The sequence below is a fragment of the Bradyrhizobium sp. USDA 4532 genome (assembly GCF_024171315.1).
Lineage (GTDB): Bacteria > Pseudomonadota > Alphaproteobacteria > Rhizobiales > Xanthobacteraceae > Bradyrhizobium > Bradyrhizobium australafricanum.
This window is the reverse complement of sequence record NZ_JALJZN010000001.1, coordinates 7,021,271-7,045,287: the sequence shown is the minus strand read 5'-3', so window position 1 is coordinate 7,045,287 and position 24,017 is coordinate 7,021,271. Positions and strand designations below refer to the sequence as shown.

Here is a 24,017-nt window from a genome sequence, read left to right as displayed (position 1 = left end):
TCGTGACCACCGCCCCGCTCTTCCAACGCATCGCGCTGATCGGCTTCGGCCTGATCGGCGGCTCGATCGCGCGCGGCGCGCGCGCGCAAGGGCTGGTCGGCGAGATCGTGACCACCGCGCGCTCGGAGAAGACGCGTGCGCGCGTCGCCGAACTCGGCATCGTCGATCGCGTCGTCGAGACCAACATCGAGGCGGTGAAGGATGCCGACCTCGTCATCCTCTGCATCCCGGTCGGCGCCTGCGGCCCGGTCGCCGCTGAGATCGCGCCGCATCTGAAGCCCGGCGCGATCATCTCCGACGTCGGCTCGGTGAAGGGCGCCGTCGTCAAGGACATGGCGCCGCATCTGCCTGACGGCGTCCACTTCGTCCCGGCGCATCCGGTGGCCGGCACCGAGCATTCGGGGCCGGATTCCGGCTTCGCCGAGCTGTTCATCAACCGCTGGTGCATCCTCACCCCGCCCGAAGGCACCGATCCCGCGGCGACCGACCGATTGCGAACGTTCTGGGCCGCGCTCGGCGCCAAGGTCGAGATCATGACGCCCGACCATCATGACCTCGTGCTCGCGATCACCAGCCATTTGCCGCATCTGATCGCCTACACCATCGTCGGCACCGCCGACGAGCTGGCGCAGGTGACGGAATCCGAGGTCATCAAATTCTCCGCCGGCGGCTTCCGCGACTTCACCCGCATCGCGGCCTCGGACCCGACGATGTGGCGCGACGTATTCCTCGCCAACAAGGACGCCGTGCTCGAGATGCTCGGCACCTTCAACGAGGATCTGTCGAAGCTGACCCGCGCGATCCGGCGCGGCGACGGCGAAGCGCTGTTCGACCACTTCACCCGCACCCGCGCCATCCGCCGCGGCATCGTCGAGACCGGCCAGGACTCCGCCGCACCCGACTTCGGCCGGCCGCATGCGAATTTGGAGAAGTAGCCGGGACAACTCTTTCCATTCGTCGTCCCGGCGCAGGCCGGGAGGTGGATTCACATTCGAAGTGCAACACTTGAGCAAAGGACTCGGCAGGCGTGCGGTAGTCAAGGCATTTGCGCGGGGTGTTGTTGTAGGCGGCGATGAACTGGCGGAATCTGGCGGTCGAGAGGGTTACGAGATCCGTCTTGCGGGGAATAAAGCGGCGCATCCTGCCGATGGCGTTCTCGATGCCACCCTTCTGCCAGGGGGCATGGGGATCGCAGAAGAAGGTCGCGATCGAGAGGCGGTGCAGCGCCAGGTGATCGGCGAACTCGGTGCCGTTGTCGAAGGTAACGCTCTGGCGCAGCTCTTGTGGAAGGGGCGCGAAGAAGCCCACGAGATGGCGGGCGACACCGCGCGCGACCTTGCTGGCAAGGCGGATGCCGAGCAGCAGCCGCGAGGTGCGCTCATGCACGGTCAGCACGGCCTGACCGTATTTCGAGAACATCATCAGGTCGGCCTCCCAGTGTCCGGGCACGCTGCGGTCGGCCGCTTCGAGCGGCCGATTTGCCAGGGATACACGGCCTTCGATGAAGCTTGCGGGGCTGCCGCCCCGCTTGCCGCGGCAGCCGCGCTTGCTCTTGGCGCGCGGCAGATAGCGCCGCCAGTTGAAGTCCGTGGTGCGCCTGAGTTGGCGATAGATGAAGCGGTAGATGGTCTCGTGGGAGATCACCTTGCGCCCGTGCTCGCGGGCCAGCCGGCCAGCGACCTGCTCGGGCGACCAGCCGCGGCGAAGGCGTTGCAACACCGCGCGGCGCAGGCCGGGCTCCCGTTCGAGGCGTCCGCCCGTCCAGCGCCGCGCTCGCATCTGGTGCTGGGCATAGCTCGGCTTGTAGCCGACCTGGCTCCCCCGATTGCGCCTCAGTTCCCGAGAGATCGTTGATGGCGAGCGATCCAGAGCTGCCGCGATTTGCCGGACCGAGCTGCCATTGGCCGATCGGCAGGCAATCTCGCATCGGTCGTCCAGAGAGAGCTGCTTGTAAGTCCGCCCCATGGCAACACCTCCTCAAGGAAGTGTTGCACTTCGTTTGTGAACTCAGGGGACCCATACTCCGCGGCGGGTGTGGTTGACGGGACTCGTCGTTTCAGCTTCGCGCAACGATGCAGCGAAACCCATCATTGGCGCCGCGGGCTTAAATCGATGGGTTTCGCTTCGCTCTACCCATCCTACAATTGGAGTTGCCCGTCGGATTGTGTCGCCGCAGGGCCGACCCACCTACCGGCGGACGGAGCGAGCTGATAGCCTCCAGCAGGAAAGCCGGCGCGTCGCTGATGACAGGGAGCGATCAGATGATACTCAGTCCGGATCATGTGACTATCGCAGTGGCAGATGCCGGCCCGGCGATCGAATTCTTCGCACTGCTCGGCTTCAAGAAGACTCACGTCGCGACCATCGACGGCGGCGTTCCCGCCCGGTACATGGGCATGCCGGCCATGAGAGCGCAGCACATCACCCTCGCACTCGAAGGAGCGGATTTCGAAATCCAGCTGCTTCAGTTCGACCCGCTCCCGGGGACCGATCCGGGGGTGCACCCGACCAATCTGCGAAAGCTGGGCTTCAATCACCTCGCCTTCCGCGTCGACGACATCGAGGCGGCCACCGCGCACCTAGTGGCCAACGGTGTCACCATGCTGAGCGAGGAGATGGACTACATCAGCCGGAAGCTCCGGCTGTTCGAGGGCCCAGAGGGCATCACCTTCGAGTTGGTCCAGCGGGACGCCTGAGACTACGCTGGCCAGGGCCGTTTGCATTGCCCCAAGCGGCGCGGAATGATGTCGGCTTTTGACCCGAGCGGACCCGATCTTCGGCTAGCCCGGGCCAATATCCCGCCCCATTATCACGAGACCTCGGGCGCGCTATCATCCGGCCATTCTTTAGACAAGACTGAAGGGAGTGCTGGAGGCTGATCGCCCCTGACGGATAGCCGAGTCGGCACTCTTGGGTGACATTGGACGGAAAGGGAAACGTCAATGAACTCCACGCCCACTCCGAACCCAGTTGGATCGAACGATAGCCCGAGCGCGCGCGCCGACGAACGACTCGCGGAAGCCCAAAAGCAGATTGCGCGCGCCGATGAAGAACTCACGCGCTTGAGTGAACAGCTCGCAAGAATGGAGCGCGATGCCGCGTCCCACCCGTCGGCAAAGCCAAACCCGCCCTCGGTCGGACCCAACCCCGTTTCTTCCGGGCCCAGCCCTGCTTCTTCCGGACTTGCCTCGCAATCGCGGCCCGGAAGACCGGTATTCCGCGCCCTCACCGCCTTGTCGGTGGCAGCATGTATCGTGGTCGCTGCCCTGGCTTTGCAGTCGTCATATGGCGGGGAAGCCAAGCTGCTTGTCGCCCGTTGGGCGCCGCAGCTCGTTTCAACTCCAGCATTGCCGCCGGATGATCCGCAGCCTCCGGCGCAGCCCGCTCCACCTGCCGTTCAGGTCGCCGCGGCAGACGCCGCTCCGCCCCAAGCGACGCCGTTGCCTCAGACCGCACCACCGCAGGACGCCGCGCCGACGGCCAACACAGCCCTTCCCGATCAGACGCAGCTGCTGCAAACGATCGCACGCGACCTCGCAAATGTTCAGCGAAATATCGAGCAACTAAAGGCGAACCAGCAACAGATGGCCCGCGAGAGCTCCAAAGCCATTGAGGAACTCAAGGCGAGCCAGGAAGAAATGAAACGAGCGCTCGCGAAGGTTTCCGAGCCGAAGGCGTCACCGGCTCCGACGCAGCCGGCGCCGGCCGCGCGCAAGCCCGAGCGGACGTCTATCCCGCCATACGCAAGAGCGCGGCCTCGTATCCCGAGGGAGTGGTTCTACGACGAATGGTGACCGTCGATGCAGCCATCCTTCAGTTCCGGATCGCTTCAAGCCGGCGGCAGGCCGAGTGACTGCGCGGCCTCCATCCAGACCGGCAATTCGCGCTGATACAGCGCATTGCTGTCCTTGAAGCCGATCGCGGGCTCCAGCACGAAGGTCGCGAGCACCTCCTTCACCTTCGGATCGTTATTGGCGGCGACGCAAATCTCCGACAGCCGATCGACGATCGGCTGCGGCGTCGCCTTCGGCAGTGCCCAGCCCGAGAAGCCGCTCACGGTGAAGAACTTCGACGTCGCGCCCTGCTCGAGCAGCGTCCTGATCTCGGGGATCGCGTCGACCTTCTTCGAATGCACCCCAAAAACGACGCCGCGACCGCTTTGCAGGACGGTTTGCGCGGCGGTGTAGCTGCCCATCGCGACATCGAGCGTACCTTCCGCGAGCCCGGTCCACATCGGTGCTTCGCCGCGATAGTGGATCGGCTCGATGGTGAGCCATACTGCTTGTTGAGCTCGTTGATCGTCATGTGCGGCGCGGAGCCCGCGCTATAGGTGCCGAAATTCACCTTGCCGCTGCTGCGCGCATAGGCGACGAATTCCGCCAGTGTCTTGACGCCCAATTTCGGGCTCGCGACCAGCAGCAGCCCGGCGCCCGGGATCACGCTGACCAGCGTCAGATCCTTGTCCATGTCGTAGCCGGGGTTCTTCATCATCGCGCGGTTCATCACGTAAGTGGTCGAGATCGAGCACAGGATGGTGTGACCGTCAGGCGCGGCGCGCGCCACCTCGGCGGCGCCGATCGAGCCCGAGGCGCCCGCCTTGTTCTCGATGACGACGGTTTGCCCGACTTGCCTTGCGATGAATTCGCCGAAGGCGCGTGCCAGGAGATCGGTCTGCCCGCCGGCGGGGTAGCTGCAGATCATGCGGCTTTGCCGCGAGGGCCAGGCGGCTTGCGCCGAGGCGCCGCGTGACAGGAAGGGCATCGCGGCAGCCGCGGTTCCGGCAGCGATGACGTGACGGCGGCTGAATTTCGCTGGCATGAAGTCCCTCCCCGATTTTTTGATGAGGGTATCGCATCGGCCGATCGCAGCTACGGGACAGATTGGCGCAGCGGGGCCGCAGGTCTGCGACCGTACTCACCGCCGCAGCCGTTGATCCCGGATCGGCCCCGTCGACAGCGCGGCGGCCTTCTGCGCCGGCCGCTGACGGCCGACGAGGCCGGCGGTCGCCAGCATGACGCCGCCGCCGAACCACCAGGAGCCGATCACGAACTCCCAGGCGCGCGGCGGAATCTCGTCGAAGATGATGCCGTAGACCGACACCAGCGCAGCCAGCGCGGCAAGGAAGACGCCGCCCGCGCTCATCAGCTCGACGGCATCGATGCGACCCGTGCCGCGCATCACCGGCTTGGGAACATCGATGCCGAGATAGAAGCCGACTGCACCGATCACGATCGTCGTCGCGATGAAGCCGAGCGTGCCGAAGACAGCGACATGGCCCTTGGCGAGTTGGGCGGCGACGAAGGTGCCGGCCATGGCACCGGCCATCGCGAGGCCAGTTCGCTGCAGCACATGCGCGGCGCGGCTGACCATCATCAGTTCGCGCGCGATCACGGCCCTCTGCTTCGGTCTGGTCACGATCCTCATGTGCGGTGTTCCTTTGCCGGTGGTGCACTCCCTCTCCCCGTTCTTACGGGGTCGAGACAAGCGAAGCGTGCTCTTGGAGGGTTGGGGTGAGGGGCCGTCTCCGCATGGATGGTGATAGCAACGTTTGCGGAGGCTCCCCCTCACCCGGGGCGCATCTAACGATGCGCGCCGACATCTCCCCGCGCGCGGGGCGAGGTAACCAGAGTTCGTAGCTCGGCTCGAAATGACATCGTCACGCCCTAGAACGGGTAGTAGCGGATCTGGGTCATGACGATGTGGTCGTCGGTCTTCGGCGCGCCGCCGACACCCTGGAAGGCGAAGCGCTGGGTGTAGGAATATTGCGCGCCGGCCTTGATGGTGCCGTAGGAGCCCTTGAAGATCGTGTCGTAGAAGCCCGCGGTGTACTGCCTCACCTCCGAAGTGTTGCCGTTGCAGGTCGCGGCCGGCGAGTTCTCGATGTTGCAGCCGAGTTTGTTGTAGAGCGGATTGCCGTAGCCGAACGGCACCGTGCCGACATTGGAGAAGGCCGCCTTGGTCTTTTCGAGCCCGGCATAGGCGTAGAGATCGAGCGACGGCGTCGTGTGCCAGACCGAGCCGACCAGGAAAGCCGTGATCGGCAGCGGCTGGATCGAGCCGTCCTGGCGCACGGTTGCATCCGGGAATGGCGTTGCGGTGAAGCGGCCCAGCGCACCGTAGGAGGCGGAGGCCTGCACCTCGAGCAGCTTCGGCACGATCTCGGCCGAGAGGTGGCCGCCGAAGCTGACCGTGTTGACGTCGTGATTGGCGAAGTTGAAGCGATCATAGAAGTCGCGGTAGAGCGCCCACGCCTCGACATGCAGCTTGTAGGGCCCGAGCCGCGGATCCCACGCGCCCTTCACGGTGAAATCCGGAACGTGGTTGAGGCTGACATTGTTCAGGCTGTTGAAGAAGCTGCCGCCCGGACCGGTGAGATTGACCAGCAGATTCGGATTGAGCACGCCCTGCGGGCCAACCGCCGGCGTGCCGACCAGCGGGTTGTTGCCGCCGAAAAAGGATGTCTGCGGATTCTCCGCCGAGACCGCGAGCTTGAACTCCGGCCCGATATCCTGCCAGACCCGGACGCCGGGTTGGCGCGCGCCGAGAAAGCCCGGCACCAGCTCGAAATCGATCACGCCCGGCGTATCGGCGCCTCGCGGATCGATGCCGGCCTTGCTCGGCGTGTTCAGCGACCATGATTGGCCGGCGAGGACATGCAGGCCGAGATCGCTGCGGTCGATCTCGATGCTGGCCTGCCGCAGCCGCGGATTGAACGAATTGGTCGCGACCGAATTGGCGGTCTGCGCCGCGCCCTCGAAATCGAGCTCGCCATAGCCGGCGACGTGGATGTTCTCCGTGGCGTTGGCTTCGGCGAGCACCGAGAAGCGGGTCTGGCGCGCGGTGAAGCGCGACTCGCCGGTGTTGTAGTTCTTGCTCTGCGGGAACGGGATGAAGTTGTAGACCGAGCCCGAATCGGAGGCGAGGTTGCGGCTGCGATAGATGCCGGTGAGATCGACCCAGCCGCCGAAGGTGAAGGTGACGCCCTTGTAGCAGAGCTTGCCCGATGCGCAGGGATCGAACGGCACCGGCGCCTTCGCCGTCATCTGCGCGTTCTGAATTGCGTTCTGTCTTGCGGCCAGCGCCTCCTCCTTGCGCGCCTGCGTCTCCATTTTCTGCTCGAGCTGCTTGAGCCGTGCCTTCAGCGCACGCAGCTCGGACGCATCGTCCTCCGCCAACGCCGAGCCTGCCGACAGCAGCATGCTGCCGAGCAGAATTCCCCCGAGAATTCGCATCGCTTCTCCTCCACACGAGGTTGCTTCCTCAGGCGAAAGAGAGCGGTACTCGGGGAGTGATATTCGCGCCGGGGCGCATTATTCCGGTCACGTTTTTCTCATCGCGGCGGCGGGAATAGATCGCGGTAATCGACGATAGCGCGCGAGGAGATAGTGAGTGGCCTTACCGGTATGCTCATTGCGAGCGAAGCGAAGCAATCCATCGCGCGGCATATGCGGAGCCATGGATTGCTTCGTCGCTATCGCTCCTCGCAATGACGGATGTTTCCGCAGCGTCCATCCGCTCAGAACAGCGGCGGAATCTGCGCGACTTTCAGCGGCCCCAAGAACACCGCGCCGTCGGCGAAGCGCAGCGGGAAGCTGCGCGCCTTCTTGCCTTCGAGGATAGCCTCGGTGCCGAGCGAATTGACGCCGGCGGAAATGCCGGCATTGGCGTTCTGCTTGATCACCTTGCCGAGGCCGGGGATGGCGCGATCCAGCGCGCCGAAGAGATTGCTGAGGTCCTGGCTCTTCACGCCGGGCGCGACGCGATCAAGCGTTGCCTGCGGCACGCCCTCCTCCAGCATCTTGTCGATGCCGAGCGCGGGGATGACGCGCTCGAGGCCGGCGACCGTCATCTGCAATTCGCCCTCGATGCGCCCTTGCGCGTTGAGGCGCAGCATGCCGGCCGCGACCGACAGCACATCGCCCTGCTCGATCCGCGACTGCTGGATCTCGACGCTGCCGCCGGCGGCCTGGATCTCGCGGAAGCGATCGGGCCAGGGTTTCGGCGAGAAATCCTTCAGGCCATTGAGCCGCGCATGGATGTCGGCGTTGAACGGCTGGGCGAGCAGCGGATGCACCTCCTGCAAGGTGCCGCCGGCAATCTGCAGCACGGCCTCGATCGCCGGACTGTCCGGCGCCGAGCCGTCGACCTGCCTGCCGTGCAGCTCGATGTGATTGACCCGCGCCAGCGGCACCGGCGCCGCGCCGCCGGTGCGGTCGATGGCGAGATCGTCGAACACCAGCGAGGCGCGCTGCGGCGGCGCCGGCAGGCCGACCACGCTGCTGCGTGCCTTGCTCCAGCTCACCGACAGCGTCGGCTGCGCGCCGCGCTCGGCGATCGTGGCCGGTCCCTTGAATTCGGCGATCACGAGCTTGGGATCGTAGACCTGCGCCACGACCAGGATCTCGGCGAGCCGCGCCACGAACGCCATCTGCGGCGCGGCGGTCTGCGAGACCAGCATCACGCTCGGATCGGTGCAGCGGACCTCGAACCGGAACGGGTAGCCCGCCACCGAACGGCCCCCGCAATCATAGACCCGGCCGGCCTTCGCCTCCTGCGCGCGCCAGGCATCGGCCTGCACGCCGACCTGCGAGGCGGCGAAGAACCAGAAGGCACTCCACAGCACCGCGGCGATCAGGACCGCGACCGGGACGGCATAAAGGCCGAAGCGCGAGCGGCGGCGGCGGGCGGAGGTCTGATCCGACATGCAGGTCCTTTGGCGGGCGAATTTGTCAAAATCTAAGCGGCCGCGGGCCTTGAACAAGCCCCGAGCAACCCTTGAGCGAGCCTTCAGCAAGCCTTGGAAACTTCACGGAATCCGCTTCGCTTCGACGGCCCGTTCTGCTAGCCCATCAGCGCCATGTCAGCAAATCCTCCCCATTCCGAAACCGACGGCGACCTCTGGGTGTTCGGCTATGGCTCACTGATGTGGAAGCCGGGCTTCGAGTTCCTGGAACAGGTGCCGGCGCGGCTGATCGGCGAGCATCGCGCGCTCTGCGTCTATTCGTTCGACCACCGCGGCACGCCGGAGAAGCCGGGCCTGGTGCTCGGGCTCGACCGCGGTGGCGCCTGCCGCGGCATCGCATTCCGCGTCGCCGCCCGCCTGCGCCACGACACCATCGCCTATTTGCGCGGACGCGAGCAGACCACCAACGTCTATCGCGAGGTGATGCGCTCGGTGTGGCTGGAGAATGCGGCGCGCGAGCGCGTCAGCGCGCTGGCCTATGTGGTCGATCGCGGTCATGTGCAATATGCCGGGCGGCTGTCGCTCGCCGAGCAGCAGCGCCTGGTGCTGCAGGGCCATGGCCGCTCCGGCAACAACCGCGACTATGTGCTCTCGACAGTGGCCTCGATCGAGAAGCAGGGCTTTCGCGACACGCAGCTGCACCAGCTAGCGACGATGCTGCATGATGCCCACGCGGCGCGTCACCCGCTGCAGGATGCCCGGGATGCGTAAGGCTGCGTCGCGAGGCTCTACTTAGTTCGCTTGGCCAACCGTCGTTTAACGACCTCGCCGAGCGGACTATCCGGCGACTTGCGGAATGCCTTGAGCTTCTTCATTTGGCCTTTGCGCAGTGCTTGCGACTGCGCTTCGCCACCATCATCGATCAGCCTTTGTAAACGGGTTTTGCCAGATCCTCGTTTTTCGGCGTGCGCCGCGGTGCATCCGGCAAATCGCGGCGGCGGTATGGCGCCGCCCTGTGACATTTAGGCTTTTGCATCCCGGCGCGGACGGATAGAAGCTGATCCGCAAACAGCGCTCGCAAATTCGATGAACCTCTCCGCCCCCTTTGTCCGACGGCCGGTCGGCACCACGCTGCTGTCGCTTGGACTGGTGGTGGCGGGCATCATTGCGTTCTTCAAGCTGCCGGTGTCGCCGCTGCCCGACGTCGACATCCCGACCATCATGGTGCAGGCGACCCTGCCCGGCGCGAGCCCTGCCGACGTCGCCTCCACGGTGGCAAGCCCGCTCGAGCGCCATCTCGGCCAGATCGCCAGCGTCACCGAAATGACGTCGGTGTCCTCGCTCGGCTCCGCCCGCATCACGCTGCAGTTCGACATCGACCGCGACATCAACGGCGCCGCACGCGACGTGCAGGCGGCGATCAACGCGGCGCGCGCCGACCTGCCGACCAACCTGCGCGCCAATCCGACCTACCGCAAGTTCAACCCGGCCTCGGCGCCGATCCTGATCTACACCTTGACCTCGGACACGCTGACGCCGGCCGAGCTCTATGACGCCGCCTCGACCGTGCTGGCGCAGAAGCTGTCGCAGGTCGAGGGCGTCGGCGAAGTCTCGGTCGGCGGCGGCTCGCTGCCGGCGGTGCGCGTCGAGCTGATCCCGCCGGCGCTGTACAAATACGGCATCGGGCTCGAGGACGTCCGCGCCGCGCTCTCGAGCGCCAATGCGCACAGCCCGAAGGGCGGCATCGACGTCGGCAACCAGCGCTACCAGATCTACGCCAACGACCAGGCCCGCAAGGCGGCCGACTACAGGCCGCTGGTCGTCGCCTACCGCAACGGCGCGGCGGTGCGCCTGACCGATGTCGGCGACGTGATCGATTCCGTCGAGAATGTGCGCACGCTCGGCCTTTCCAACGGCAAGCCGGCCGTCGTGATGATCGTGTACCGGCAGCCGGGCGCCAACATCATCAAGATGGTCGACACCGTGAAAGGGCTGATGCCGCAGCTGAAGGCCTCGGTCTCGCCTGCGGTTGACATCACCCTCGCGATGGACCGCTCGAAGACAATCCGGGCCTCGCTGCACGACGTCGAGATCACGCTGTTGATCGCGGTGGCCCTGGTGATCCTGGTGGTGTTCGCCTTCCTGCGCAATGCGCGGGCGACGCTGGTCCCGGTGGTGGCGGTCGGCGTGTCATTGATCGCGACGTTCGCCGTGATGTATCTACTCGGCTACACGCTCGACATCTTCTCGCTGATGGCGCTGACGGTGGCGACCGGCTTCGTGGTCGACGACGCCATCGTGGTGCTGGAGAACATCACCCGGCACATGGACGCCGGGCTGTCGCGGCTCGAGGCCACGCTGGTCGGCACCCGCGAGGTCGGCTTCACGGTGCTGTCGATGAGCGTGTCGCTGATCGCGGTGTTCGTGCCGATCCTGCTGATGGGCGGCCTAGTTGGCCGCCTGTTCCGCGAATTCGCCATGACCATCACGATCGCGATCGTGATCTCGCTGGTGGTCTCGCTGACCACGACGCCGATGATGTGCGCGGTACTGCTGCGCAAGGAGGAGGGCCGGCCGCACGGCCGGATCTACCGGATCAGCGAACGCATCTTCGAGCTGATGCTGAACGGCTACCGCGCGACGCTCGGCCTCGCGCTGCGCCATCCGCTCCTGGTGATGCTGATCCTCTGCTCGACGCTCTATTTGAACTTCCATCTCTACAAGGTGGTGCCCAAGGGCTTCGTGCCGCAGCAGGACACCGGATTGCTGGTCGGCTCGATCCAGGCCGACCAGAGCACCTCGTTCCAGCTGATGCAGCAGAAGCTGACCCAGTTCATCGACATCGTGAAGTCGGATCCGGCGGTCGACACCGCGGTCGGCTTCACCGGCGGCGGCGGCGTGGGTCCCGGCGGCACCAACACCGGCACCGTGTTCGCCTCGCTGAAGCCGATGGACGAGCGCCGGCTGCGCGCCGACAAGGTGATCGAGCGGCTGCGCGAGCCGTTGGCAAGCGTCGCGGGCGCCACGCTGTTCCTGCAATCGATCGGCGACCTCGGCGCCGGCGGACGCTCGGGCAATGCGGCGTATCAGTACACGCTGAAGGGCTCGACCTTCGAGGAGCTGAACGAGTGGACGCCGAAGCTCGTCGCGGCATTGCAGAAGGAGCCGACGCTCGCCGACGTCAACAGCGACCAGCAGAACAAGGCGCTGCAAGCCAATCTGATCATCGATCGCGACGCCGCCTCCCGGCTCGGGATCACCGTCAGCCAGCTCGACAACACGCTCTATGACGCGTTCGGGCAGCGCCAAGTCTCGACCATTTTCGTCGCGCGCAACCAGTATCATGTCATCATGGAGGTCGCGCCGCGTTTCTCGCAGGACCCGCAGACCCTCAAGGAGGTCTATATCTCGACCTCGGGCGGCTCGGCGAGCGGCACGCAGAGCACCAATGCCGTGGCCGGCACGGTGGCCTCGTCCTCGCAAAAAAGCTCGGTCAGCGCGGTCGCCGCCAATGTGGTGCGCAACCAGGCCACCAATTCGATCGGCGCCACCGGAAAGGGCGTCGCATCGACCGGTACCGCGGTCTCCACCAGCGCGGAGACCATGATCCCGCTGTCGAGCGTCGCAAGCTTCGAGCACGGCGAGACGCCGCTTTCCGTCAACCACCAGGATCTCCTGGTCTCGAGTACCATCTCGTTCAACCTGCCGCCGGGCGTCTCGCTGAGCACAGCGACCACCACGATCGAGAACGCGATGCACGCGCTCGGCATGCCCGCGGGCATTTCCGGCGGGTTTGCGGGCTCCGCGAAAATCTTCCAGCAGGCGCTGGCGAACGAGCTGTTCCTGATCCTCGCCGCGCTGGCGACGATCTACATCTCGCTCGGCATGCTCTACGAGAGCTACATCCACCCGCTGACCATCCTCTCCACTTTGCCCTCGGCAGGCGTCGGCGCGGTGGCGGCCTTGATGCTGTCGCACACCGATTTCGACATCATCGGCATGATCGGGGTGATCCTCTTGGTCGGCATCGTGAAGAAGAACGCCATCATGATGATCGACTTCGCTCTCGATGCCGAGCGCCAGCGCGGGCTGTCGTCGCGCGATGCGATCTACGAGGCCTGCCTGATGCGCTTCCGGCCGATCATGATGACGACGCTGGCTGCCTTGTTCGGCGCGGTGCCGCTGATGATCGGCCTCGGCGAAGGCAGCGAACTGCGTCAGCCGCTCGGCATCGCGATCTTCGGCGGCCTGATCCTGAGCCAGATCCTGACGCTCTACACGACGCCGGTGGTCTATCTCTATCTCGACCGTGCCAGGCTCTGGACCCAGCGCCGCCGCGCCGCGCGCCGCGCACGCCGGGCCGCGGCATCAAGCGCCGCCGGTCGTTGACAGACCGGTATCGATGTTGCCAACCTTGCGCCGTGAGCGGACGCAAGGAACCGATCTGTGACTCTCGCACCTGATATCGCCGCGTCGCGCTGGTTCAACACCAGCGAGCCGCTGACCCTGGCTGGGCTGCGCGGCCGGCCGGTGCTGCTGCACGCGTTCCAGATGCTGTGCCCCGGCTGCGTCGCGCACGGCACGCCGCAGACCCAGCGCGCGTTCGAGCTGTTCAAGCATTCGGACCTGCAGGTGATCGGGCTGCACACCGTATTCGAGCACCACGCGGCGATGACGGAGGTGTCGCTGGAAGCCTTCATCCACGAGTACCGGCTGACCTTCCCGATCGGCGTCGACGAGGCCGGCGAAGGCACGCCGATCCCGGTCACCATGCAGCGCTACGGCATGCAGGGAACGCCGACCAGCATCCTCATCGGCCGCGACGGCAACGTCGTGCATCATGGCTTCGGACAACAGAGCGACATGGCGCTCGGCGCGATCATCGCGGCCGAGCTTGCCGCGCCGCATGGCCGATAGCGGCCCGCCTCGGCTGCAACCCGGCTCACGCGACTGCGTTATGACGGCGTCGCGCAATGCGTGATAGCGTTCCGCCAACCAGAACCATCGCCTTGCGGGAGGATGTCATGAAAACCTATCAGCTCTACATCAACGGCCAGTATGTCGACCCCGCCAATGGCGAATGGTTCGACAGCATCGATCCCTATCGCGGCGAGGCCTGGGCGAAGATTCCGCGCGGCACGGCCGCCGACGCCGACAAGGCGGTGAAATCAGCCAATGAGGCGATGTGGCGCGGCCCCTGGGCGAAGATGACGGCCTCCGCACGCGGCAAGGTGATGCGCAAGCTCGGCGACCTCGTCGCGGCCAATGCCGAGCGCCTTGCCGAGATCGAGGTGCGCGACAACGGCAAGCTGATGGCCGAGATGCTCGGCCAGTTGCGCTACCATCCGGAGTGGTGGTGGTATTTCGGCGGGCTCGTCGACAAGCTCGAGGGCGGCCTGGTGCCGATCGACAAGGCGGAGACCTTTGCCTACACGACCCATGAGCCGGTCGGGGTGGTCGCGGCGCTGACCGCCTGGAATTCGCCGCTGCTGTTCGTCGCCTGGAAGTGCGCCGCCGCGCTCGCCGCTGGTTGCGCCGTGGTCGTCAAACCGTCGGAATTCACCTCGGCCAGCACGCTGGAATTCGCCGCGCTGACCAAGGAAGCCGGAATTCCCGACGGCATCTTCAACGTGGTGACCGGCTTCGGTCCCGAGGCGGGCTCCGCGCTGATCGCCCATCCCGGCGTCGCCAAGATCACCTTCACGGGATCCGATACGACCGGCGCAAAGGTCTACGAGACCGCAGCCAAGAGCCTGAAGCGCGTCTCGCTCGAGCTCGGCGGCAAGTCGCCCAACATCGTGTTCGAGGACGCCGACCTCACCGCCGCCGCGGCCGGCGCGATCTCCGGCATCTTCGCTGCCACGGGGCAGACCTGCATCGCGGGATCGCGCCTTCTGGTGCAGAGCTCGATCAAGGAAAAATTCGTCGCGCGGGTGCTGGAGCTGGCAAAGTCCGCCAAGATCGGCGATCCCATGCAGTCCGACACCAATGTCGGCCCGATCACGACGCCGGCGCAGTACAAGAAGGTGCTCGACTATATCGACATCGCCAAGGCCGAGGGCGCGCGCTGCCTGCTCGGCGGCAAGCCGGCCACCGGCGACGGCATCAAGGGCGGCCAGTTCGTCGAACCGACCATCTTCACCGACGTCGACAACACCATGCGGATCGCGCGCGAGGAGGTGTTCGGACCGGTGCTGTCGATCATCTCTTTCGACACCGAGGAGGACGCCATCCGGATCGCCAACGACACGATCTACGGCCTCGCCGCCGGCATCTGGACCAAGGATCTCGCGCGCGCCATCCGCGTGCCGAAGCAACTGCGCGCGGGCACCGTGTGGGTGAACACCTACCGGGCCATCAGCTACATGATGCCGTTCGGCGGCACGAAGCACTCCGGCGTCGGCCGCGAAAGCGGCATCGACGCGGTCCGCGAATATCAGGAGACCAAGAGCGTCTGGATCTCGACCGCGACGGACGTGCCGGCCAATCCGTTCGTGATGCGGTGAGTTTTCCGCACTGACATCGCTTGCTTCACCGCTCCCGGACGCACAGCGGTACGACGGCACCCGCGCGCCGAGCTGTCGCACTTGACGTGCAGGGTGGAGCAGCGATCATCAGCCCCACGGCACACGCCGAAGAGCGTGGCCGATACTTGGGGAGATTCGCCATGACGTTTCGTTACTCACGCGCAGTGTTCTGCGCGCTGATGCTCGCCACCGCCCAACCTGCCCTCGCCGACAAGAAATACGGCCCCGGTGTCACCGATACCGAGGTGAAGATCGGCCAGACCATGCCCTATAGCGGCCCGGCGTCCGCCTACGGCACCCAGGGGCGTCTCGAAGAGGCCTACTACGCGATGATCAACGCGAAGGGCGGCGTGAACGGCCGAAAGATCAAGCTGATTTCACTGGACGACGCCTATTCGCCGCCGAAGACCGTGGAGCAGACGCGACGCCTCGTCGAACAGGACGAGGTGCTGGCGATCATAGGCACCATCGGCACGCCGACCAATTCAGCGATCCAGAAGTATCTGAACCAGAAGAAGGTCCCGCAGATCTTCATTTCGACGGGCGCGGCAAAATGGGACGACCCGAAGAACTTCCCGTGGACCACCCAGCTTTATCCGCCCTACCAGATGGAGGGCATGATCTTCGCCAAATATCTGTTGAAGAACAAGCCCGACGCGAAGCTCGGCGTGTTCTCCCAGAACGATGATGCCGGAAAGGATTACGTCAAGGGGCTGAAGGATGGCCTCGGCGACAAGGCGAAGACGATGATCGTGAAGGAAGTGACCTACGAGGTTTCCGATCCGACGGTCGATTCGCAGATCGTCTCCCTGAAAGCCTCCGGCGCCGACACGCTGTTCACGATGGCGACGCCCAAGTTCGGCGCGCAGGCGATACGCAAGGTCTACGAGCTCGGATGGAAACCGCTGAACTACGTGGTCAGCGTCTCCTCATCGATCAAGGGCGTCATGGAGCCGGCCGGCATCGAAGCTTCGAAGGGATTATTGACCGCGCTGGCGTTCAAGACGCCGACCGATCCCACCTGGGAGAACGCCGCCGACGTGAAGGAGTTCAAGGAATTCCTGGCGAAGTGGTATCCGCAAGGCGACATCGCCGACGGCAGCAACGTCACCGGCTACATCTCGGCCTATATGACGGTGAAGGTCATCGAGATGTGCGGCGATGATCTGACGCGCGAGAATTTGCTGAAGCAGGCAACCAACCTCAACAAGGTGGTTGCGCCGTTGCTGCTGCCCGGCATCGCTATCTCGACGCGGCCGGACCGCTATGCGCCGTTCACGCAGATGCAGATCGCGACGTTCGACGGCAAGAGTTGGGTGCCGCAAGGCGAGACCTTCAACACCGACGCGGCGGCCGGTCAGTGATGGCGACGCCTTTCGCGATACGGTAACTCTCCGCATCGTCATGGGCCGGGCAGCCGCCCGAAGGACGGCATCGCTTCGGCTTGCCTGTGCCCGGCCATCCACCGTCTTGCTTCAGGCCGAACCAAAAACGTGGATGCCCGGGACAAGCCCGGGCATGACGATTTCTGAAGGGACCGACGAAACCGCGGGCACGAAATTCCCGGCAGCAACCGCACCAGGGCTTGTGCTGCGCCCTACCCTTTCGCCGCGTTCGGCACACCGCCGAACAATTTCGCCTGCTCGGCGCGGCCGGCCTCGACGATGCGGGTGGTGGCGGTTTCGATCTGGTCGCGCAAGCGAGCCATGAACTCATCGCGCGGCAATCCCGGCGGCAGCGGATCGAGGAATTCGACCACCAGCGTCCCCGGATAGCGCATGAAGGTGCGGCGCGGCCAGAACAGCCCGGAATTGAGCGCGATCGGCAGGCACGGCACGCCGCTCTCGGCATAGATCTGCGCGACGCCGGCCTTGTAGTTCGGCGGCGCCCCTGGTGCGGTACGGGTGCCCTCGGGAAAGATCACAAGCTGCCGGCCGAGCTTCACCTCGGCCGCCGCGCGCTTCAGCGTCTTGATCAGCGAGCGCGGGCCGCCGCCGCGCTCGACCGAGATCATGCCGACCTTCTTGAGGTACCAGCCGAACACCGGGATCATCATCAGCTCGCGCTTCAGGATGAACAGCGGATGCTCGAAGAAGCGCACCAGCGCGAACGTCTCCCAGAACGACTGGTGCTTCGAGGCGACGACCAGCGGCCCGCTCGGTATCTTCTCGATCCCGCGAAACTCGATCCTGATGTTGCAGATCACGCGCATCAGGAACAGGCTGGTGTTGGCCCACGCGACTTCGAGCGCCATCAACGCCCCCCGCGGCAACAGCAGCGCCGGCAGCGCGATGATGCAGAGCACCACCAGCACGAGATAGAACAGCACGTTGAAGATCAGCGAGCGCAGGAAGATTGAAGTCATTCTCTCAACACTATCCTTTACACCGTCATTCCGGGATGGTGCGTCAGCACCAGACCCGGAATCTCGAGATTCCACAATTCGCAATTACGAATTGGGGTTCGATGCCGCGCATCGCCCCGGAATGACGGTGCCTGATACATCAATTCGCCTGCGCCGTCGCCGGGCGGCGCGGCGCGGCAGCCGGCTCGGCGAGATCGGAGGTCAGGTCGAGGCCGAGACCGGCCAGCCGCACCCGCATCTCGGCGGCGACATATTTGGCGTATTCCGATAGCAAGAGACGGAACGTCGCGCCGCTCGTCCACCACGGCTCGTCGCGCCATTTGTCGCCGACCACCGCGAACGGGATCAGCGTGACGTCGGGCATCGCATGTGACAGTTCCACGATCGCCCGCGGCATGTGGTAGTTCGAGGTCACCACGATCAGCGACTTGAAGCCGCGCTCGCGCGCCCAGCGCCGCGTCTCCGCCGCGTTGCTGCGGGTGTTCAGCGCCGAGCGGTCGAGATCGACGCAGCAGCTCATCAGCCCCTTGCTGTCCGGCACCGAGCGAGAAATGTCGCTGGCGTCGTTGGTCGGATGTACGCCCGAGATCAGCAAACGCTTGCCGTAGCCGGCGGCCAACAGTTCCATGGCGTCGGACACCCGCGACGAGCCGCCGGTCAGCACCACGATGCCGTCGGCATTTTGCGGCGGGTCGGTCTCGACGCCGCGCAATTGCGAGAGGAAGCCGACAAAGCCGACCGCCGCGGCGACGAAGGCAAGCGCCAGCGGCGCGACGATAACGGCGCGCAGCCAGCCGCGCGGGCGCGCGGCAAAGCCATTCGGCGACGTATCGTCGGACTGCAAACTCATGTGATGCGGTTATCCTTCCCCCCGGGCGATTTTAAAGCATGATCCGGAAAAGTGGAAACCGGTTTTCCCCGGGACCAGTGCCGCGTGCACGCGCGCGAAATCACACCTGGGCGACGAAATGCGATCACGAGGCGGCGCCATGATTTCGAGTTTCGCAGCGCCGTCAGTCGATGTCGTCGAGCGTGGCAAACAGGGTGCGCCGCGATGCCCACGCGGTGATCGCCGCGATCAGCACCGCCTGCATCGCCAGCACCAGATAGCCCGACGGACGCAGCGAGAACGTGCCGAGCAGGGCCGCGAACTGGTCGCCGACCGGCGTGCCGGAGAACCAGTTGGCGATCGACTCGGAGAAGCCGAACGCCAGCATCGCCGCACCGCCACCGATCAGCCCGCCTTCGAGGCCGAGCCGAAGGAAATGCCGCAGGAAGCGGTTGGCGATGAAGCTGTCGCCGGCGCCGACAAAATGCAGCACCTCGACGATCGGGCGGTTGGCGGCCATCGCGCCGCGGGTCGCGAACGACACCGAGATGATGGTTGCGATGATCACGAGGATGAGGATGCCGACGCCGGCGAACGTCGTGGCGCCGGTCATCGAGCGCATGCGCTCGATCCAGGCGCGGTGATCGTCGACGCTTGCGGTCGGCGCCGCCTGCGTCACCCGCGCGCGTAAGCCGGCGAGATCGAGCGTGGTGCCGGGCTGCACCCGCGCCACGATGACGCGCGGCACCGGCAGTTCGTCGATCGAGAGCCCGCTGCCGAGCCACGGCTCCAGCAGCTTGGCGGATTCCTCCCTGCTGAACGGACGGACCTCGAGAATGCCGGGCTGCGCCCGCATAGCGTCCACCGCGGCCTGCGCGTCGCGATCGAGGTCACGGCCCGGCGAGGGGCGCACCTGGATGGTGATCTCGCTCGATACTTCCGACTGCCATTCGGCGGCTGACGCGCTGACCAGCAGCACGGTGCCTGTCGTCAGCGAGGCGAGGAAGGTCATGATCGCGACGACCGCGACCAGTGCACGGCCCGAAATCGACGCCCGCGGCACGATCGGCGACATGTTGCGCGCAGTGGCCGGGACCTGCGGGCGTTCGCGCCCGAGATCGACCAACGACACTTTCTCGTCGCCGCTCCTATTCATAGATGTGCAGCCGTCCCTGATGCAGCACCAGCCGCCTCGCTTCGTATTGATCCATCAGCGTGATGTCGTGGGTCGCGATGATGACCGCGGTGCCGGATTTGTTGAGCTCGATGAACAGCCGCAGCAGGCGGCGCCCGAGCGTCGGATCGACGCTGCCGGTCGGCTCGTCCGCCAACAGCAGTTGCGGCCGCGAGATCACCGCGCGCGCGATCGCGGCGCGCTGCTTCTCGCCGCCCGACAGGATCGGCGGCAGCGCGTCCATGCGCTCGCCGAGGCCAACCCATTTCAAGAGATCGATCACCTCGCGGCGATAGCTCGATTCCTCGCGGCCCATCACGCGGAACGGCAGCGCGACGTTCTCATAGGTGGTCATGTGATCGAGCAGGCGAAAATCCTGCAGCACGATGCCGATCCGCTTGCGCAGGTCGGCGACCTGATCCTTGCTCAGCAGCGAGACGTCCTTGCCGAACAGATTGACCAGCCCGCGGGTCGGCCGCAACGACAGGAACAACAGCCGCAGCAGCGAGGTCTTGCCCGCGCCCGACGGCCCGGTCAGGAACTGGAACGAGTGCGCCGGGATCATGAACGAGAGGTCGCGCAAAATCTCCGGGCCGAGCCCGTAGCGCAGACCGACATTTTCGAACCGAACCAATGCGCTAGCTCCGTTCGAGAGGGCCGATGGCCCAATACCCTACACCGACGGCGAAGACGGCCCGAACCCCGGCCGAGCGCCCGCGAACCGCACAGAAAGCTTGTGCTTCGGTTATGGTTTCCGATTCGTTAACGGTCGCTAAGTAGCATCCGGGCATCCACACGGTGGAGATTCGGCCTCCATGCATATTGTCTGCCCGCATTGTACAACATCCTACGCCATCAATCCGGCCACCCTTGGCGAGGCCGGACGTACCGTCCGTTGTTCCCGCTGCCGGGAGGTCTGGCTGGCCCGGCCGGAGGACGCCATCGGGGCGACCGCGCCCACTCTGGCCTATCAGTCCGCCGGATCCGACCTCGCCGCCGAATGGGAGGCCGTGGGCCGGGAGGAGGCTGACGCGACCCCGATGGTCGAGAGCCCCTCGATTTCGGCCGATTTGCCCACCGAGGGCAGCGACGCCGACACGGAATGGCCGGCGCTGGCCGAGGCGGATGCAGTGGCCCATGCCGGGGACGCGGGAACCAGGGGCCGCTTCCGCCTGCCCCGGCTTCCCCGCCTGTTCCGGCTGCCCGCCCTGCCCCGAATTCCGTTCATGCCGGTGATCGGCGCCCTGCCGACCACCTGCGGCGCCATGGCCGCGCTGATCATCGCGCTGTTCGTCTGGCGCAACGACGTGGTGCGGCTGCTGCCGCAGACCGCGCTGTTCTACAAGATGGCCGGGCTCGACGTGAATCTGCGCGGGCTCGCCTTCAAGGATCTCAAGATCACCAACGAGACCGTGGACGGCAAGCCGGTGCTGGTGATCGAGGGCATGATCGTCGGCCAGACCAGGAAGCCGGTCGAATTGCCGCGGCTGCGCTTCTCGGTCCGCGACGCCCAGGGCGCCGAAATCTATGCCTGGAACGCCGTGCTGGAGCAGCCGGTGCTCAATCCCGGCGAGCGGGCCTTCTTCAAGTCGCGCCTCGCCTCGCCGCCGCCCGAAGGCCGCAATATCGACGTACGCTTCTTCAACAAGCGTGATCTCACCGGCGGCCGCGCGTGAGCCGCCGGCCAACTCCATCGGGAACCGACCAATCACCATGACGCGTGTTCTGATCGCCGACGACGAAGACTCAATGCGCTCGCTGGTGGCGCGCGCCATCGCCATGGACGGCCACGAAACCGTGACCGCGCAGGACGGCGCCGAGGCGCTGGAGGTGCTGACGCGCGACGAAGGCGCGTTCGACCTTCTGCTCACCGACATCCAGATGCCCGTGATGGATGGCATCGCGCTGGCGCTGACCGCGGCGCGCGACTTCCCTGCGCTGAAGATCCTGCTGATGACCGGCTTCGCCCATCAGCGCGAACGCGCCTCCGGCCTCGAGGCGATCGTGCATGACGTGGTGACGAAACCGTTCTCGGTGGCCGATATCCGCACCGCAGTCGCGGACGCGCTGGCGGCGCGGAAGGCCGGCTAGTGTGCTGAATGCGAAGTTCGTGCGATTTCGCGGCAGCCACTTTCACGAACTTCGCATTCATAAAGCACACTAGAATCATAAATTTGCTAGTGTCTTTATCGAATCCGAAGTTCGCTCCGAAGGTGCGGCAAATGATGCGAACTTCGGATTCGGGACACTAGGGTTACGAGCTCAACTCGGAAAGCATGCCCGGGCGGTCAGCGTCACCGGGGACAGATTGAGAAATTGCGCAAATTGAAATGCATAACTCGCGCTGACCACGTTGCCGCAGGCTGACGTGGAATAGGTGAATGTCTGCGCCGGGAGCGTGAGGCCGAACGCCTGCTGCGCGGCGTAATTCGTGATGGCGCTGCCGCTTGGACAGAGCGTGCTGTTGACGGTCGCGCAACGCGCCGCCATTTCGGAGCCGTGCTGCAGCCCGAGCTGAGTCCAGAACAGCAGTCCGAATTCGATGATGCCAAATATGAACAGGAAGAACACGGGAGCGGTCAGGGCGAATTCCAGCGCGGAGGCCCCTCGATTGTCCCGCCATAGCGGTGTGAGTTTCACTGCAGCCTCGCAGTGGACTGGGCGCTATAGGTGTAGGTGGCCGCCACAATCTGATAATTGATCAGCGTGTAGTAGGTCCCTTGCGCCGAAACCATGGCATATGTTCCGGCCTGCGCGCCGCTGGGGCAGACCGCACCGCAACTGACGGTGCTGACCCCCGAACTGGTCGGGCACCCGCAAAACTGGTACGGCTTGGGCGAAGCATTGATGGCTGTGGAATTCGTGGCGGCTGTTACGGCGCTGGTGACGCCAGTCTCGTCAAAGCCGCGCACGATGGCGTATTGCGCTCCCGCCTGCGCGGCATTCTCGACCTGCATCTTGCGATAGAGCGCGAGTCCGATGTCGGTTACCGAGACGACCATCAGGGACAGCAACGGGATCATGATCCCGAATTCGATGGCCGCGACGCCGCCCCTGTCGTGAACGGCGGTGCGCACAAGCCGCGTCAGAGAGAAAACCAATCGACCACGGCTGTTGGATGAGGATCTCTGGATTTGCATCGGGGCCAACCTCACTCGATGAGTTGCGCGGTTTGCGTGCCTATCGTCGCGGTGCCGAGCGCCGAACAATTGACCTGAAGGTTCGACGTGCCGCTGAACGTCAGCGTGTCCGCGATGATCTTGGTGCATGATGTGCTTGTGCCGTTGCCACCGCCGAAGCTGAGGTCGGCCTTCGGCAGGTAGATGGCGCCGCCGAAGTTCTGGGTGGCACCACCCGTGAGATTAAAGGTAGTCCCGGCCGGCATGTTGCGGTCGCCATACATGACGATGCCCTTCGTGGAGCCGGAGGTCGGCGCCGTCAGATCGACGATCGCGTTGCTGCCGATCGAAGCCGTGCCCCACTTGCTTCCCGAGCCCGTAAAGACCAGGGTCACGCCGCTGCCCGTGATGGTGGCGTTGCCCGCGACGCTCAAGTTCGAGCCGTCCAGGTAATAGATGCCTGGATCGAGGTTCAGCGTTGCGCCGGCGTTCACCGTAATACTGCCCGAGTAGCAGCCGGGGCTGAGGGAGTTCGTCTTTCCGTTGGAATTGACCGTAATCTTGGCGTTCGTGCAGCTCGGCTTCGACGGCGGAGAGACGTTCGCATACGGGTCAGCCATTGGCTTCACATGCGTCTTGACGCCGTTGGTGGCCGTGATGTTGCTGGTGCCGGAGACGTCGCCGACGACGCCGACCTGATTGGCGGCGACCGTCGCGCTGCCGGCCACGTTGAGCGATGGGCTTGCACCCGAGTTGCTGTAAAGGTTGCACTTGATCAGGTTGAGCTGGTTGCCGCCGCTCACGTTGACCGCGGGACTGGCGCTGGCGTTGAGCGCAAGCACGCAGCCCGTCCCGGAATTCGGCAGCGCGACCGCGCGCGCGGTGACCGGCACCGGGGCCGAGCCGAACAAGGCTGACAGCAACCGCTGTTGCGGTTGGCTCACGATGACTTCGACCGCCTGCAGGTTCGACGTCTGACTGCCGGTCTTCGGCGGTTGATTCACCCTGACCGTGACGTTGTTCGCCCCGTTCGCGTAACCGTAGTTTGCCGTGACCGCATTGGCTTCGGACAAAAGGTCGGCGCCTGCACTTGCCGCCGTTGCGGCGCTCACCGCGCCGGAGTCGGCGGCACTCTGCATGTTCTTATGTTTGTAGTACCACCATCCCACTTCGGTACCCAGCCCTGCCGTGCCGACCAGGACCGGCATGAGCAGCGCTGAAATGATCACATAGCTGCCCGACTGGTCTCGAACGAATTGTCGAACCAAGCTGGTCTGATGTTGGTGCCGGCGAGTAATACCCAATGGCCGGTATGACGAT

General features: G+C 65.2%; 22 protein-coding genes and 1 pseudogene. 10 read left to right on the top strand and 13 right to left on the bottom strand.

What is annotated here, in order from left to right:
* Nucleotides 1-2 precede the first annotated feature (2 nt).
* Nucleotides 3-935, top strand: a complete 933-nt coding sequence (locus J2R76_RS32355) for a prephenate/arogenate dehydrogenase family protein (RefSeq protein ID WP_057017866.1) — start codon at nt 3-5, stop codon at nt 933-935.
* On the opposite strand, the gene J2R76_RS32350 is transcribed toward J2R76_RS32355, so the two are convergent.
* Nucleotides 838-1,965: an IS30 family transposase gene (locus tag J2R76_RS32350; RefSeq protein ID WP_253625368.1), complete on the bottom strand. Its 1,128-nt coding sequence runs from the start codon at nt 1,963-1,965 to the stop codon at nt 838-840. The two genes, J2R76_RS32355 and J2R76_RS32350, sit on opposite strands and share 98 nt — an antisense overlap.
* Nucleotides 1,966-2,243: 278 nt before the next feature.
* On the opposite strand from J2R76_RS32350, the gene J2R76_RS32345 reads away from it, so the two are divergent.
* Together J2R76_RS32345 and J2R76_RS32340 are read left to right on the top strand one after the other, a co-directional pair.
* On the top strand, nt 2,244-2,696 hold the full coding sequence (locus J2R76_RS32345) for a VOC family protein (RefSeq protein WP_309143558.1): 453 nt from the start codon (nt 2,244-2,246) through the stop codon (nt 2,694-2,696).
* Nucleotides 2,697-2,942: 246 nt separating this feature from the next.
* Nucleotides 2,943-3,794, top strand: coding sequence for a hypothetical protein (locus J2R76_RS32340; protein WP_253625367.1), 852 nt, complete (start codon nt 2,943-2,945; stop codon nt 3,792-3,794).
* Between the two features lie 35 nt (nt 3,795-3,829).
* Here J2R76_RS32340 and J2R76_RS32335 read toward each other — a convergent pair.
* The 4 genes and pseudogenes from J2R76_RS32335 to J2R76_RS32320 form a co-directional block, all read right to left on the bottom strand.
* Nucleotides 3,830-4,818: pseudogene (locus J2R76_RS32335) on the bottom strand (Bug family tripartite tricarboxylate transporter substrate binding protein).
* A gap of 96 nt (nt 4,819-4,914) precedes the next feature.
* Complete coding sequence (locus J2R76_RS32330; RefSeq protein ID WP_253625366.1) at nt 4,915-5,424, bottom strand: hypothetical protein; 510 nt, start codon at nt 5,422-5,424, stop codon at nt 4,915-4,917.
* A gap of 239 nt (nt 5,425-5,663) precedes the next feature.
* Nucleotides 5,664-7,232 carry a hypothetical protein gene (locus tag J2R76_RS32325; protein WP_253625365.1) on the bottom strand — a complete coding sequence of 523 codons (1,569 nt, stop codon included), beginning with the start codon at nt 7,230-7,232 and terminating at the stop codon, nt 5,664-5,666.
* 284 nt (nt 7,233-7,516) lie between these two features.
* Nucleotides 7,517-8,704, bottom strand: a complete 1,188-nt coding sequence (locus J2R76_RS32320) for a DUF2125 domain-containing protein (RefSeq protein ID WP_253625364.1) — start codon at nt 8,702-8,704, stop codon at nt 7,517-7,519.
* 153 nt (nt 8,705-8,857) lie between these two features.
* On the opposite strand from J2R76_RS32320, the gene J2R76_RS32315 reads away from it, so the two are divergent.
* Nucleotides 8,858-9,454, top strand: coding sequence for a gamma-glutamylcyclotransferase (locus J2R76_RS32315; protein WP_057017872.1), 597 nt, complete (start codon nt 8,858-8,860; stop codon nt 9,452-9,454).
* A 17-nt stretch (nt 9,455-9,471) separates the two neighbouring features.
* Here the strand turns inward: J2R76_RS32315 and J2R76_RS32310 are convergent, their stop codons facing one another.
* Nucleotides 9,472-9,705 (bottom strand): hypothetical protein, encoded by a 234-nt coding sequence (locus J2R76_RS32310; RefSeq protein WP_141340958.1) that lies wholly within the window; start codon nt 9,703-9,705, stop codon nt 9,472-9,474.
* Nucleotides 9,706-9,769: 64 nt separating this feature from the next.
* Between J2R76_RS32310 and J2R76_RS32305 the strand changes: the two genes are divergently transcribed.
* From J2R76_RS32305 to J2R76_RS32290, 4 genes are all read left to right on the top strand, one after another.
* A complete protein-coding gene (locus J2R76_RS32305) occupies nt 9,770-13,072 on the top strand; it encodes an efflux RND transporter permease subunit (protein ID WP_076827444.1) in 3,303 nt (1,100 codons plus the stop codon).
* Nucleotides 13,073-13,129: 57 nt separating this feature from the next.
* Complete coding sequence (locus J2R76_RS32300; protein WP_076827442.1) at nt 13,130-13,600, top strand: peroxiredoxin; 471 nt, start codon at nt 13,130-13,132, stop codon at nt 13,598-13,600.
* A gap of 107 nt (nt 13,601-13,707) precedes the next feature.
* A complete protein-coding gene (locus J2R76_RS32295) occupies nt 13,708-15,189 on the top strand; it encodes an aldehyde dehydrogenase (protein ID WP_253625363.1) in 1,482 nt (493 codons plus the stop codon).
* A 161-nt stretch (nt 15,190-15,350) separates the two neighbouring features.
* Entirely contained in the window at nt 15,351-16,574 is a 1,224-nt protein-coding gene (locus J2R76_RS32290; protein WP_057017875.1) for an ABC transporter substrate-binding protein, read from the top strand.
* Nucleotides 16,575-16,807: 233 nt separating this feature from the next.
* Here J2R76_RS32290 and J2R76_RS32285 read toward each other — a convergent pair whose 3' ends face one another.
* From J2R76_RS32285 to ftsE, 4 genes are all read right to left on the bottom strand, one after another.
* On the bottom strand, nt 16,808-17,575 hold the full coding sequence (locus tag J2R76_RS32285) for a 1-acyl-sn-glycerol-3-phosphate acyltransferase (protein WP_057017876.1): 768 nt from the start codon (nt 17,573-17,575) through the stop codon (nt 16,808-16,810).
* Nucleotides 17,576-17,714: 139 nt separating this feature from the next.
* Entirely contained in the window at nt 17,715-18,425 is a 711-nt protein-coding gene (locus J2R76_RS32280; RefSeq protein ID WP_076827440.1) for a YdcF family protein, read from the bottom strand.
* 163 nt (nt 18,426-18,588) lie between these two features.
* Entirely contained in the window at nt 18,589-19,560 is a 972-nt protein-coding gene (locus J2R76_RS32275; protein ID WP_057017877.1) for an ABC transporter permease, read from the bottom strand.
* Complete coding sequence (gene ftsE / locus J2R76_RS32270) at nt 19,553-20,212, bottom strand: cell division ATP-binding protein FtsE (protein ID WP_016845305.1); 660 nt, start codon at nt 20,210-20,212, stop codon at nt 19,553-19,555. The genes J2R76_RS32275 and ftsE overlap by 8 nt, the downstream gene beginning before the upstream one ends.
* A gap of 181 nt (nt 20,213-20,393) precedes the next feature.
* On the opposite strand from ftsE, the gene J2R76_RS32265 reads away from it, so the two are divergent.
* Both J2R76_RS32265 and J2R76_RS32260 read left to right on the top strand, forming a co-directional pair.
* Nucleotides 20,394-21,254 carry an MJ0042-type zinc finger domain-containing protein gene (locus J2R76_RS32265; protein ID WP_076827438.1) on the top strand — a complete coding sequence of 287 codons (861 nt, stop codon included), beginning with the start codon at nt 20,394-20,396 and terminating at the stop codon, nt 21,252-21,254.
* A 37-nt stretch (nt 21,255-21,291) separates the two neighbouring features.
* Nucleotides 21,292-21,669 carry a response regulator gene (locus J2R76_RS32260; protein WP_016845302.1) on the top strand — a complete coding sequence of 126 codons (378 nt, stop codon included), beginning with the start codon at nt 21,292-21,294 and terminating at the stop codon, nt 21,667-21,669.
* A gap of 171 nt (nt 21,670-21,840) precedes the next feature.
* Here J2R76_RS32260 and J2R76_RS32255 read toward each other — a convergent pair whose 3' ends face one another.
* From J2R76_RS32255 to J2R76_RS32245, 3 genes are all read right to left on the bottom strand, one after another.
* Nucleotides 21,841-22,218, bottom strand: a complete 378-nt coding sequence (locus J2R76_RS32255; RefSeq protein WP_244558795.1) for a TadE/TadG family type IV pilus assembly protein — start codon at nt 22,216-22,218, stop codon at nt 21,841-21,843.
* Nucleotides 22,215-22,655 (bottom strand): TadE/TadG family type IV pilus assembly protein, encoded by a 441-nt coding sequence (locus tag J2R76_RS32250; protein ID WP_141340959.1) that lies wholly within the window; start codon nt 22,653-22,655, stop codon nt 22,215-22,217. Before J2R76_RS32250 ends, J2R76_RS32255 begins: the two co-directional genes overlap by 4 nt.
* A 74-nt stretch (nt 22,656-22,729) precedes the next feature.
* Entirely contained in the window at nt 22,730-23,965 is a 1,236-nt protein-coding gene (locus J2R76_RS32245) for a pilus assembly protein TadG-related protein (protein ID WP_229191842.1), read from the bottom strand.
* Between the last annotated feature and the right edge of the window lie 52 nt (nt 23,966-24,017).